The sequence below is a fragment of the Sphingobium sp. B12D2B genome (genome assembly GCF_025961775.1).
Classification (GTDB): domain Bacteria; phylum Pseudomonadota; class Alphaproteobacteria; order Sphingomonadales; family Sphingomonadaceae; genus Sphingobium.
In genome coordinates this window covers 1,101,939-1,114,705 of sequence record NZ_JAOQOH010000001.1, presented here as the reverse complement: position 1 = coordinate 1,114,705, position 12,767 = coordinate 1,101,939, and the positions used below count along the sequence as shown (strand labels likewise).

General features: G+C 65.4%; 10 protein-coding genes. 5 read left to right on the top strand and 5 right to left on the bottom strand.

Annotated elements, in window-relative coordinates; all coding sequences use genetic code 11:
• The first annotated feature begins 54 nt into the window (after window positions 1-54).
• On the top strand, window positions 55-654 hold the full coding sequence (locus tag M2335_RS05315; protein ID WP_264573413.1) for a PEPxxWA-CTERM sorting domain-containing protein: 600 nt from the start codon (window positions 55-57) through the stop codon (window positions 652-654).
• Window positions 655-718: 64 nt separating this feature from the next.
• Here the strand turns inward: M2335_RS05315 and M2335_RS05310 are convergent, their stop codons facing one another.
• From M2335_RS05310 to M2335_RS05290, 5 genes are all read right to left on the bottom strand, one after another.
• Entirely contained in the window at window positions 719-1,447 is a 729-nt protein-coding gene (locus M2335_RS05310; protein WP_264594017.1) for a DUF2807 domain-containing protein, read from the bottom strand.
• 183 nt (window positions 1,448-1,630) lie between these two features.
• On the bottom strand, window positions 1,631-2,161 hold the full coding sequence (locus M2335_RS05305; protein ID WP_181560400.1) for a CarD family transcriptional regulator: 531 nt from the start codon (window positions 2,159-2,161) through the stop codon (window positions 1,631-1,633).
• A gap of 391 nt (window positions 2,162-2,552) precedes the next feature.
• A complete protein-coding gene (gene fdxA / locus M2335_RS05300; RefSeq protein WP_181560401.1) occupies window positions 2,553-2,891 on the bottom strand; it encodes a ferredoxin FdxA in 339 nt (112 codons plus the stop codon).
• A 94-nt stretch (window positions 2,892-2,985) separates the two neighbouring features.
• Window positions 2,986-3,270, bottom strand: a complete 285-nt coding sequence (locus tag M2335_RS05295; RefSeq protein ID WP_264594016.1) for an RNA-binding S4 domain-containing protein — start codon at window positions 3,268-3,270, stop codon at window positions 2,986-2,988.
• 52 nt (window positions 3,271-3,322) lie between these two features.
• Window positions 3,323-6,292, bottom strand: coding sequence for a helicase-related protein (locus tag M2335_RS05290; protein WP_264594015.1), 2,970 nt, complete (start codon window positions 6,290-6,292; stop codon window positions 3,323-3,325).
• A 226-nt stretch (window positions 6,293-6,518) separates the two neighbouring features.
• Between M2335_RS05290 and M2335_RS05285 the strand changes: the two genes are divergently transcribed.
• The 4 genes from M2335_RS05285 to M2335_RS05270 all read left to right on the top strand — a co-directional run bounded on the left by M2335_RS05285 (window position 6,519) and on the right by M2335_RS05270 (window position 12,754).
• A complete protein-coding gene (locus tag M2335_RS05285; RefSeq protein WP_264594014.1) occupies window positions 6,519-8,105 on the top strand; it encodes a M23 family metallopeptidase in 1,587 nt (528 codons plus the stop codon).
• 161 nt (window positions 8,106-8,266) lie between these two features.
• Window positions 8,267-10,456, top strand: a complete 2,190-nt coding sequence (locus M2335_RS05280; protein ID WP_264594013.1) for a TonB-dependent receptor — start codon at window positions 8,267-8,269, stop codon at window positions 10,454-10,456.
• A 111-nt stretch (window positions 10,457-10,567) separates the two neighbouring features.
• Window positions 10,568-11,656 (top strand): YjgN family protein, encoded by a 1,089-nt coding sequence (locus tag M2335_RS05275; RefSeq protein ID WP_264594012.1) that lies wholly within the window; start codon window positions 10,568-10,570, stop codon window positions 11,654-11,656.
• Window positions 11,657-11,671: 15 nt separating this feature from the next.
• A complete protein-coding gene (locus M2335_RS05270) occupies window positions 11,672-12,754 on the top strand; it encodes a M48 family metallopeptidase (RefSeq protein WP_264594011.1) in 1,083 nt (360 codons plus the stop codon).
• Window positions 12,755-12,767: the final 13 nt, after the last annotated feature.

Sequence of the window (12,767 nt, the reverse complement as noted above, 5' to 3'; positions counted from 1 at the left end):
GGCAGGCCTGCCAAAGGAAACGAGCCGAGAACGCTCAGTCGGGAAGTTCGATACATGCGTAAGATCCTCATCGCATCGCTGGTGACCTGTGCTGCTTTTGCCGTTCAGCCGGCTCAGGCTGCGCTTGTCAGCTCTGCCGCAAGCTGCTCCGCATCGGACATTGGCCTCACCGCGAGTTCGAGCTTCAGCTGCGTCGGCTTCTACAATGGTAATCTGGCCAGTCAGGCCACCACGGGAGATCAGACGTCCGCACTGGCCCTGCTCGGTCTGACGCTCCCCAACGCCTTTTCCAGCGCCGTGGAGAAGGTCTCCGGTTCGCCCTGGATCTCGACCACCACCCTCAACTTCGACACGATGATGTACGGCACGACCTATATCGGCGTGCACTTCGGCAACATTCCCAATCCGTCGGGCAAGGGTCAGCCGCTCGCCAACAACATCACCGCATTCTACAAGTTCGATGCGGGCACCGACGGCATCGACCTGCTCAATCTCCAGTTCGCCAGCGGCTCGAACGCGACCATCTACAAGACGGGCGCAGCGCCGGTCCCGGCTCCCGTGCCGGAGCCCGCCACCTGGGCACTGATGGTCGCCGGTCTCGGCCTGGCAGGCATGCTGATGCGCCGCCGCGCCGCGAAGGTTCAGTTCGCCTGATCAACCTGACCGCCAGAATTGCATAAGGACAGGGCGTCGGGTTTCCGGCGCCCTTTCTTTTACCTCAAGGCGCAGGGCGTCCGCAGCGCACCAGACCACTCCCGACCTGGCGCACGGTACAGGCAGGGCGCCCCTCCACCACCGCGCTGCCGGTTCCCACCAGCATCACTTTGGCGGTTCGCTCGGCAAAGGTTTCGGCCGTCGCGGCGCCATCCACCGCGAGGTCAAGGTCCACGACCCGCAGGTCGCTCGCATCGAGCGTGCCGCTGCCGGAGAGACCGATCTGCACCTTGCGCGCTCGCCCGGACAGGAGCGTGCTGCCCGCACCGCCCTGCACGAGCTTGAGATCGTCGATCTCGATCCCCCTCACCTCGATGCGACCGCTGCCCACGAGGTTTACATCGGCAGCTGCCTTGTTGAGGCCCTTCACGCGCAGCAAACCGGAGCCCACAAGTTGCACGCGGCGCAAGCTCGGCACTGTGAGAGCGAGCCGCGCCGTGCCCCGGTCGCTCCGCGCCCCTGAAGCGCCGGCCACGGGCGCGCGGAGGCGCACCGTCAGCGTGCGCGCGGACACCGTCAGTTGCAGGGCATCCAGCGTGGCACGATCTCCCTCGCCCCGCGCGGACGCCCCGCGCCCGGTTTCAAGGGAGACTTCCAATGGTCCCTCGACACGGATGCTATCAAAGTCGGTCACGATATAGGTGCGGTTCGCTGCATGGGCCGCTGACAGTCCGCCAGCGGCAGCCCCGAGCATCAACAGCCGGATCGTCCGGCGCGCGGCACCTGATGTCATGACGGTCATCCCCCGAAGCTGTTCATGAGCGCGAGCATAGCAGATGTGCCGCCCCAAGTCGCCAACACGAGGCCCCATCCTGACGAGGTGGCTATGGACGATGCCCCTGCCGTGGACGCGCCCCAACAAAAAACGGCGCCCACAAGGGGCGCCGTCTCTTGGTCTCTAAGGAAGAAGCCTCGATTACTCGACGCGTTCCTTGGCATATTTCGGGGCAGCCTCGTTGAGGATCTGGAGGATCTTCTTGAGAGCCGTCGCCTCGTCCACCTCTTCCATCGCCGCGAGTTCACGCGCCAGACGGCTCGAGGCGGCTTCGAAGATCTGACGCTCGGAATAGCTCTGCTCGGGCTGATCATCCGCCCGGAACAGGTCGCGCGTCACTTCCGCGATCGACACCAGATCACCGGAATTGATCTTCGCTTCATATTCCTGTGCGCGGCGCGACCACATCGTCCGCTTCACCTTCGGCTTGCCCTTGAGGGTTTCGAGTGCCTCGCCCAGTGTCTTGTCCGAGGAGAGCTTGCGCATCCCCACGCTTTCGGCCTTGTTCGTCGGGACGCGGAGGGTCATCCGCTCCTTCTCGAAACGCAGCACATAAAGCTCGAGGTCGATCCCGGCGATCTTCTGGCTTTGCAGCTCGATCACCCGGCCGACGCCGTGCTTCGGATAGACAACATAGTCGCCGACATCAAAAGACAGCGCTTTTGCAGCCATTCTTGCGAACCTTTCTTCTATCTGTTTGTATTCTTGGCTGAGTTACGCGGCACGTTGAGAATGCAGATTTGCGAGAATGCAGATGTGCAGGTGCCAGCCACAGGCCATGCGCGAATACTCCTGAGTGACGAGGGGTGTCACTTCCCGACGGGTTTAACAGATTCGCAACAAAATTACCAGCCTAACCGGAGGTAATCTGATATTTTGCGGCATATCGCACGCCGACACACTATGGATGGCGTGTCGCGCTGGTCTGGAGAGTTCATCTGGCCCAACCGTAGCGGGCTCGCTCCGAACCCGCCCTTAGTCCTTCGCGAGCCAATAGGTCGGCATCGCGAGGGACCACATCCGCCCGCAATTGCAGGCGAATACAGTCAGTTGTGCGTAAGGCTCAGCCGCCTTCGCCCGGCTCGGGCGAGAAATATTTGTCGAACTTGCCGTCCTCACCCTTATGCTCTTCGGCATCCGCGGGGGGTTCGCGCTTGGTCGTGATATTCGGCCACTCGGCGGAATATTTGGTGTTCACCTCAAGCCACTGCTCAAGACCGCTCTCGGTATCGGGCAGGATCGCCTCAGCCGGGCATTCCGGCTCGCACACGCCGCAGTCGATGCACTCGTTGGGATTGATGACGAGCATGTTCTCGCCTTCGTAGAAGCAATCCACCGGGCATACTTCCACGCAGTCCATATATTTGCAGCGAATGCACGCGTCGGTCACGACATAGGTCATGGCTGGCTTTCCTAGCTTGGTTTTCGCTGATCGCGATATGCGCGCACCGCCACAGGGTCAACAGGCAAGGGCAAGGATTGCGCGTAGCTTAACTTTATCGGGGCATCACCGTCGTATCCGGGTCGGCACCGGGCGTAATCGCGCTGTAGCAAAGCTGGGCCTCTGGGGCCGGTCCGCGCCGCTCCGGCAGATGTTCCACGCGGATCACGCGAATGACATTGCCCTGCGGCAAGGTGAGCAGGTCACCCACACGCACCGGCGCATGCGCCCGCTCGATCCGGCGGCCATTGATGCGCACGATGCCCCGCTCCGCGAGCACCTGCGCGCTAGAACGACTGGGGGACAGGCGCACGAACCAGAGGAATTTGTCGAGGCGCAAACTCGGTCCATGACCGGTCGATGCGCCCTCATCCCGCTGCCTTGCCAGAAAGTCAGTCCTCTCGGCCGAACAGGGCGCCAAGGCCGGCCAAGGCCTTGCCCGTGGCCACGATCGGCCGCTCCCGACCACCGCCGTCACGGTCCGGTCGGGGACCACGATCCGGCCGTGGGCCGCGATCAGGACGATTGTCGCGATCCGGGCGCTTGTCCCGTTCACGCCGCAGGCCACCCTCAGCCGCCTTGCCGCGCCGATCCGGGCGGTTGCGCGGGCCATCGCCGGCCGCTTGGGACTGGCCATCCTGGTCCTGCCGCCCCTGCTGGGCCGGACGACGATTGCCGCCGCGATTGCGCGGACCCTCGAATTTCGGACGCGGCTTGGGCCGGCCACGGAACTGCCAGTTGGGCGCGCCTTCCGCCGCATCGGGCACCGGGCGGAAACCCGCCTGCCGCATCAGCTCCAGGAAGCTCGCTTCATTGAGGCCAATGGAGACGATCGTTGGATCATCAGCGCCATAGGGCTTGCCGGCCGCAATCGCCTCATGCGCCCCGCGTGCAAGCCGTTCGGCCATATCGATGCGCAGCCAGGCCTCGCCCAGCTTGCGGAACCCGGCAATACGCGCGCCAATCTCGTCGATCGGCACGACAGGCTTGGCGACCTTGGCAGGTGCGGGCGCCTCAGCAACTGCCGGCGTTTCGGACGCGGGAGCCTCAACGGTCACCGTAGCCTCCGCGGTCACTTCGACTTCGGCCTCAACCGGTGCTGCGACGTCGCTGGCTTCCACCGGCTCGCTCGGCGCACTCGCCTTGCGTTCTTCGCCGCCACCGCTCTGCAGCAGCACCGCGCCCGGCGCGGGCAGCGCCACCAGCGGTTTGCCGGCCTTGAGCGAGAGCAGCACCATGCGCCATTGCGCCGCCGCCGGCTTCATCAGGCCGGGATGATACAAATCCATGACGCCGATCACGACCCCGGCCTTGCGCAAATGGGTGCGGTCTTCCTTGGCGACCTGCCCGAGCGCTTCATCCAGCGTGTTGCGCGGCACGATGCCGCCCGCGTCCGCCAGTTGCGCGAGCACCGCGCGCACGGTCGCGGGCAGTTCGGCCTCCGTGGAGCCGGCCTCCATCTTCAGCAGCGCCGGAAAGTGGCGCTCGAATTGATTCTTGAGCCAGAGCGCCAGCCGATCGCGCACGCCCTGCTGAATTTCCGGCACAAGGCTGGAGAGCCCCGCATCCAGCGTCATTTCAGGCGCGAGCAGACGCTGCCCTGCCTTCAATGTCGCGACCGGGTGCCCGTTCCAGATGATCTGCGCATCACCGCCGGGAGGGCTGGCGAGAGTGAACGCTTTATCGTCCACCGCCAGCAATGCCTGAGCCATCTCGTTCAAATGCGCACCCAGTCTCCGTTCGGCAGCGGCCAGCAGCAGCCGCTTCTCATTCGCTCTCGCCAGCGGATCGACGATGAAGCGGAAGCCCCGCATCGTGCCGATCCTGTGACCATCGACTGTTACATTGCCTGCGCCGTCGACGTCCACTGACAAAAACGCCTTGGCATCACCGCCCCGCCGAAGCAAGGCGGAGGCGCGCCGATCAACGAAACGCTGCCGTAACGCGCCGTGCAATGCGTCGGAAAGCCGCTCTTCCAGCACCCGTGCGCGTGCGGCCATCTCGACCGGTTGCGCCAGCCAATCGTCCCGCTGCGCGACATAGGCCCAGATTCGCACGGCGCCGATCCGCCCCGCCAGCGCGTCGACATCGCCCTGCACATTGTCCAGCCGGGCAAGTTGCGCCGCGAACCAATCCTGCGGGATATGGCCGTTGCCTTGGCTCAGCCACGTCCACAGGCGGTGGATGGTCCGCGCATGATGCTCGATGCCGAGCTTCTGGAAATCTGGCACGGAGCATGCAGCCCAGAGCCGTGCGACCTGCCCCCGGCCCCGCACCCGTGCGCGCACGTCTGGCAGGTCGGCGAGATATTGCAGCACCGCCAGGTCGATCGCTTCGGGCGCCGCGCGCAAGCCCGCGCGCTCCGGACGATCCAGCAGCGCCTCGATCAGCGTGTCGATGTCATCCATCGGCAGGTCCGCTTCCCGCCAAAAAATCTGCTCGATGGGGTCGAAGCGATGCTCCTCGATCCGCTCCACCTCCTCGGCGGAAAAAGCCGGCTCGCCATCCGCCGCGCCGACATCGCCGAATGTCCCGTCCCGCTGGTGACGCCCGGCGCGCCCGGCAATCTGCGCCATTTCAGACACGGTCAGGCGGCGTGTCCGCCGCCCGTCGAACTTGCGGAGCGACGCGAAGGCGACGTGATCGACGTTAAGATTGAGCCCCATGCCGATGGCATCGGTGGCGACCAGATAATCGACCTCTCCGGCCTCGAACATCGCGACCTGCGCATTGCGCGTCGCAGGGCTGAGCGCCCCCATCACGATCGCCGCGCCCCCGCGATGCCGGCGCAGCATTTCAGCGACGCGGTACACCTCCTCGACGGAGAAAGCGACGACGGCGCAGCGGCGCGGCAGGCGGGAGAGTTTTTGCGGCCCGCTGTAGCGCAGGGTGGAGAAGCGCGGCCGCGTCACGATTTCCGCCTTGGGCAGCAGCGTGCGCACCAAGGGCGCCATGCTCGCAGAGCCGAGCAGCATCGTCTCCTCGCGCCCACGAGCGTTCAGCATCCGGTCGGTGAAGATGTGGCCGCGCTCAGGGTCAGCGGCGAGCTGGATCTCATCCACCGCCACGAACGCGAAATCGGAGAAGGCGCCGAAGCCGCCGCGAACCGGCATCGCCTCGGCAGTCGCCAGCACATAACGGGCGCCGGGCGGCGCGATTCGCTCCTCGCCGGTCAGCAGCGCGACTTGGTCGGCGCCCTTGATTCGCACCACGCGCTCGTAAACCTCACGCGCAAGCAAACGGAGCGGAAACCCCATGAGCCCGCTCGAATGGCCGCACATCCGCTCAATCGCCAGATGGGTCTTGCCCGTGTTGGTCGGTCCCAGGACCGCCTTGAGAGCTGCAGGCTCGTAGCTCGACATGATTGGCTGACACATGGAGCGCGGCGTGCCTCACGGCAAGGCTCAATCCAGACGGCGCATGAATTAGGGATGGTTCCGCAATCAGCCGACGATTGCGCACAACTCGCCGCAAGCTATGGGCCGATATTGTGTCTTTATTTGACTTTAACCCCCTGCCTTTACAAACAAAGCACGACGTTTGGCAGTCGCGACAGCGTGGCAGAAGCCGTCAGGGGCGCATCAATTCGTGTTTCAGAAGATCGAGCTTAGCCCCACGCAGGGCGCCGGCACCGGTACGCTTTGGCTCAACAGCCCGGCGAAGGTGCTCGCACCGCTCCGTTCTGGCGACTGGCGCGAGCGGGTTCAGGACTGGGCGCATCGCGTCGATCTCGCGCCCGATCTTGGCCAGAACATCGGCAGCCGGACCTGGTGGCGCGGCTTCATTACGTGCTTTTCGCTGTGCGGCATCATGGTCATGTCCGCGCCCGGCGTCCTGACCGTCCCCGGCGCACAACCCGCTCCGCTGTCGACCGAGCAGCTGGACCAGTATCGCTCGCAGATGATCAGCGCCTCGGCGCTCGGGGGCGATACAGGCAAGCGCATGGGGCCGACCGATCTGGTCGCGCCGCTGCGCGAGACGCCCGAGCGCCCGCAGATCGAACTGGATGCCGCCGTCGGCACTGGCGACAGCTTCGCCCACACCCTCTCCCGCGCCGGCATCAGCAGCAATGACGCCAGCGCGGCGATGGCGCTGATCCGGCAGGCCGTCGATCCTGCTACGATCGCGCCCGGCACCCGCGTGCGCATCGTGCTCGGCCGGCGCGCCAATCGCAATGTCGCACGCCCGCTGGATCATCTGTCCCTCCGCGCGAAGCTCGAGCTGGCGCTGGAGATCACCCGGCAGGATGGCGCGCTGACGCTGCGCCGCATTCCCATCATCGTGGACAACACGCCGCTGCGCATTCGCGGCCAGGTGGGTGACAGCCTCTACCGCTCCGCCCGCGCAGCCGGCGCCGATCCGTCGACGATCCAGGCCTATCTCAAGGTGCTGTCGGCGCAGGTCAATGTCGGCAACGGCCTGCGGGCTGGCGATACGTTCGATATCATCGTCGCCCATCGCCGCGCCGCGACCGGTGAAAGCGAGACCGGAGAGCTGCTGTTCGCAGGGCTGCAGCGGCAGCGCGGCAAGGACATCAACCTGCTGCGCTGGACGCAGGCCGGCCGCGCGCAGTGGTTCGAGGCATCCGGCGTGGGTGAGCGGCGCGGCGTTCTCGCCCGTCCGGTAAGCGGACGGCAGAGTTCCGGCTATGGGATGCGCAGACATCCGATCCTCGGCTATAGCCGGATGCACGCCGGCCTCGACTTCGCCGCCAGCACCGGCACACCCATTTATGCGGTGAGCGACGGCCGGGTGACCTATTCCGGCTGGCACGGCGGCCACGGCAAGTACGTCAAGATCGAGCATGGTGGCAGTCTTGGGTCTGGCTACGGCCATATGAGTCGCATCGCCGTCGCCGCCGGCCAGCGCGTCAAGCGCGGGCAGGTCATCGGCTATGTCGGCTCGACGGGCCTCTCCACCGGGCCGCACCTGCACTACGAAATCTACCGCAATGGCCGCACGATCAATCCCGCGAGCGTGAAGTTCACTGAGACGGCCCAACTGGCGGGCGCCGAACTGCGCGCCTTCAAGGGCCGCCTTGCCGAACTCAAGCGCCTGCGCGCCGGCCTTCCTGAGCCTGCGAAGACGGAGCCGACGGAAATGGCAGCAAGCAATGCCTCAAGCGCTGCTGCGTCCGCTCAGTCGGCAGGCGGCGGGTCCAGCCGCACGCGATAAGAGCGTCCGCTCGGTCGGGAGCGACGCCGGTTCCCCTCGGATGCCACGCCTTCCGCGCGCCTGATGCGCCCCGCCCTGCTGCCGCGTCAAAATTTGCACGAAGCGAACGCCGAACGATATTTCGCTTGCGCAGCATTTTTCCACTCGTTACGTTATATCATATGAAAAGCAATTTCCGTCCGCGCCTCGCGCATACCGCCGCCCTCTCCGCCCTTCTCTCCAGCGCCGCGCTGTTCGCAGCCCCTGCTCTGGCGCAGCGCCAGCCGCCGCCGGATACCGGCGAAGCGCATGGCCATGACGATCGGCCGGAAAACATCGTCGTCACCGCGATCATCCCGCGCTCGCATATCGATGTGCTTGGTGGCACATCCGTCCTCACCGGCGAGGAACTGGCCCGCGACATCCGCCCGAGCCTGGGCGAAACGCTGGCCCGGCAGCCGGGCGTTTCTTCCACGTCCTTCGGCCCCGGCGCCTCCCGCCCGATCCTGCGCGGCTTCTCCGGCGACCGCATCCGCCTGCTCACCGATGGGATCGGCAGCTTCGACGCGTCCGCCACCTCGGTGGACCATGCCGTCGCAATCAATCCGCTGCTCGCCGACCGGATCGAGGTGCTGCACGGCCCTGCGGCATTGCTCTATGGCTCTTCCGCGGTCGGCGGCGTCGTCAATGTCATCGACACGCGCATTCCCACGCATCTGCCCGAAGGCGGCTTCGATCTGGCCGCCACCGGTACCTTCGGCAGCGCCGCCCGCGAGAAATCGCTCGCCGGCAAGACCGACATTGCACTAGGCGGCGGCTTCGTCTTTCATGCCGATGGCAGCTGGATCGAAACCGGCGATCTGCGCAGCGGCGGCTATGTGTTGGGCGCCGAGCCCCGCGCCGAAGCGCTGGAAAGCGACGAAGCCGACATTCGCGACCTTGCCGGGCTGCGCGGGCGCATCCCCAATTCGGCCATCGAAGGCTGGAGCTACACCGGCGGCCTCAACTACATCGATTCCGGCGGGTCCCTCGGCTTCTCGGTCGGCCGCTCGCAATTCACCTATGGCCTGCCGATCCGCTACGTGACGCACGAGGATCATGAGGACGAAGGCGCGATCGAGGGCGAAGAAGGCGAGCACGAGCACGGCGCCGAGGAAGTCAAAATCCAGATGAAGCAGACCCGTGCCGATCTGCGCGCGCAAGTAAATGTGGGTGGCGGATTGCTCGACCAGATCCGCTTGCGCGCCGGCTGGGCCGATTACGAACATGCCGAAATGTCGCTCGACGGGCAGGACATTCACACCCGCTTCTTCACGCAAGGCCTCGAAACTCGGCTCGATCTCGTGCAGGCGCGGCGTGGCGGATGGGAAGGTGCGATCGGTGGCCAGATGCTGCTGCGCAAGAGCCACATCGAAGGCGAGGAGAAGTTTCTGCCGGCGATCGACAGCGAGACCTGGGGCCTGTTCACCCTGCAGGCGCTCGATCTTGGCAAGGTGCGGCTGGAGGCCGGCGCGCGCTTCGAGCACAACCGCATCGAGGCGGCGCAGGACAGCGACCTTGGCTCGCCGGACTATCGCCGCAACTTCGACACGGTGTCGGGATCGCTCGGCGCCAGCTATGCCATCGCGACTGACTGGCGGGTCGGCGTCAACCTCTCCCGGGTCGAGCGGGCGCCCACGGCGGATGAACTCTTCGCGCGCGGCAACCATGCCGGCACGCAGGCTTTTGAGCTTGGCAATCCGAACTTCGGCACCGAGCGCGGCTGGGGCGTCGAGGGCACCCTGCACGGGCGGGGCCAGGACTTCCACCTCACCGTCTCGGGCTTCTACAACAAGTTCGACCGGTTCATTTACGATTCCATCGTCGATGACAGCGCCTGTCTGGCGGCCAGCGGCGCGACCTCGCTCGAATTCCCCTGCTTTGCCTATCTGCAATCCGGCGCGGAATATTATGGCGCGGAGATCCAGGCGGATTGGACGGCAGCGACATTCGGTCGCACCGAGCTGCGTCTGGATGGTCTGGCCGATTTCACGCGCGCAACGCTCGACAGCGGCGAGCCGGTCCCGCGCATCCCGCCGATGCGGCTGCTTGGCGGTGCCACGCTCGATGCCGGCGAATGGTCTGTGCGCGGCGAGATTGAGCATGCCTTCAAGCAGGATCGGGTAAGCGCGCGCGAGACTGTCACGCCGGCCTACACCTTCGTCAACGCCGGGCTGACCTGGAAGCCCGCCATCGCGAACCAGCAGGTTTCCTTCTCCCTGCAAGCCAATAACATCTTCGATGTCGAGGCGCGGCGCCACGCCAGCCTGCTCAAGGATTACGCCCCGCTCGCCGGGCGCGACATACGCCTCACGGTTTCCCTCGCCCTGTGAGTGCGGGGCGGGGCGCCCCTCTCCGCGCCCCGCCCTTTTTTCTCAGGCACTTGACAGCTCAGCCGCATCCGGTGTCTGGTCGCCCGCGCAATAGCCGGGGGACCATTGCCAATGAACGACCAGACCGACCGTGCATTCGGTTTTGAAGGAAGCTGGCGGGAATACGCCCCGATTGCCTTCACCAATCTGCTGCTGACCATCGTGACTCTTGGTGTCTATCGCTTCTGGGCGACGACGCGGACGCGCCGTTATCTGTGGAGCCGCACCCGTTTCATCGACGAGCGGCTGGAATGGACCGGCACCGGCGTTGAACTGCTCATCGGCTTCCTCATCGTGCTGGTGCTTTTCGGCATTCCTTTCCTGTTTCTCAACTTCGGCATGCAGGCGATGGTGTTGCGTGGACAGGCACCGCTCGCCGGCGCGCTGGGCCTCGCGTCGTTCGTGGTGATCTTCTATCTCGCCGGCGTCGCGCGCATGCGGATGCTGCGCTATCGCCTCAGCCGCACCTGGTGGCACGGCATTCGCGGCGGCAGCAATGACAAAGGTTGGGCCTATGGCTGGTCCTACGTCTGGCGCAACATCGTCGCGTGGATGGTGATCGGCCTGCTCATTCCCTGGTCGATGACCTCGCTGTGGAACGACCGCTGGAACGCGATGAGCTTTGGCCCCCATCCCTTCCGCGCGGCGGCAATGCCTGGCCAGATCTTCCGCCGATTCCTGCTGTTCTACCTGCTGCCGTTCATCATCTTTGCCGTCATGGCCGTACTCATCTTTGCAGGTGGCGGCGCTGCGATGCGTGGCGGTTTCGATCCCGAGACGCAGGCCCAACCCGGCCTCGCCTTCGTGCTCGCGATGATCCTGATGGTGCTGCTGATCTATACGATCATCGGCTTTTTTGCGCTGGCCTATTACGCCAAATTCTTCCGCGTGGCCGTGAGCAGCCTGTCACTTTCGACACTCGATTTCCACTTCTCGGCCCGCACCAAGGACTGGTTCAAGCTCATCCTCGGCGACATCGCGCTGGTGGTGCTGACGCTCGGCGTCGGCCTCGTCTTCCTCTCCTATCGGCACTGGAAGTTCTTCATCGTCCATCTCGATGCCAGCGGCGAGATCAGCCTCTCCTCTCTCACCCAGTCGAGCACGAATGCGCCGGGTCAGGGCGAGGGCCTTGCCGATGCGTTCGACATCGGCGCCATCTAGCTCCATAGCGCGCGCATGACCCAGGCCGGCCCGGACGAGACCATCTGGCATTATGATGGCACCAGCGCAACGCGCCATCATCCGGTTCTGGAATGGACAGCGGAGACGTTCACGCTCCGCTGGGGTCTGAACAAAAGCGGCCCGCACCGCTGGGGCGATCTGGTGCCGGTCGATGGCAGCGGCGGGCGCTCCATTTATGGCCTACGCGGGCAGCATGGCTGGCGGCTCGGCTTCACCGGCGCGCCACCGCAGGACTTCGCGATCTACCTGCCCCTCCCCGCACGTTATGGCCGCTGGATCGACCGGGTCGGTCTGTGGCGGGCGCTGGCGCTCTTCGCCGTGATCGCGGCGGGCGTCGTCTACGCCGTCCTCCGCGCGCCCGACTGGATCGCGCCGCATGTTCCGCTCAGCTGGGAGCAACGGCTCGGCGATGCCATGATCGGCGATTTCGGCGGTCGCCTGTGCCAGACGCCCCAAAGCCGCGCCGCGCTCGACAAGCTCCAGCGCAAGCTCGGCGAGGATGTGCCCATTCGCCGCATCGGCATTGCCAATGTGAAGATGGTCAATGCGGTCGCCCTGCCCGGCGGCCACATCCTGCTGTTCGACCAACTCATTCAGGATGCCCAGTCGCCCGATGAAGTGGCTGGCATCCTCGCCCATGAGATCGGCCATGTCCGCAACCGCGACACGATGACAGCGCTGATCCGCCAGTTTGGCCTCAGCATCGTGCTGGGCGGGTTCGGCGGTGACCTCGGCAACACCGCCAACGGCCTGCTGTCCCTGAGTTATGGTCGCGATGCCGAGCGGGCGGCGGACAGCTACTCCATCCGCGCCTTGCAGAAGGCCGACATATCGCCCCTGCCCACCGCCGCTTTCTTCAAGCGCCTCGGGGGAGGCGACGGCGAGGAGCAGATCGAGCGCGCCGCCAATCTCATGGCGTCGCACCCCATCTCTACCGAACGGCGCAAGGCGTTCGAGGCCTCGGCGCGCAAGGGCCACCGCTATGAGGCCGCACTGACCCCGGCAGAATGGCGCGCCATCGTGAATGCCTGCAAGGATGACAAGGACGTCGCACCTGCCAGCCGCTTCCCTTTCTGATAAGGGCAGGGTC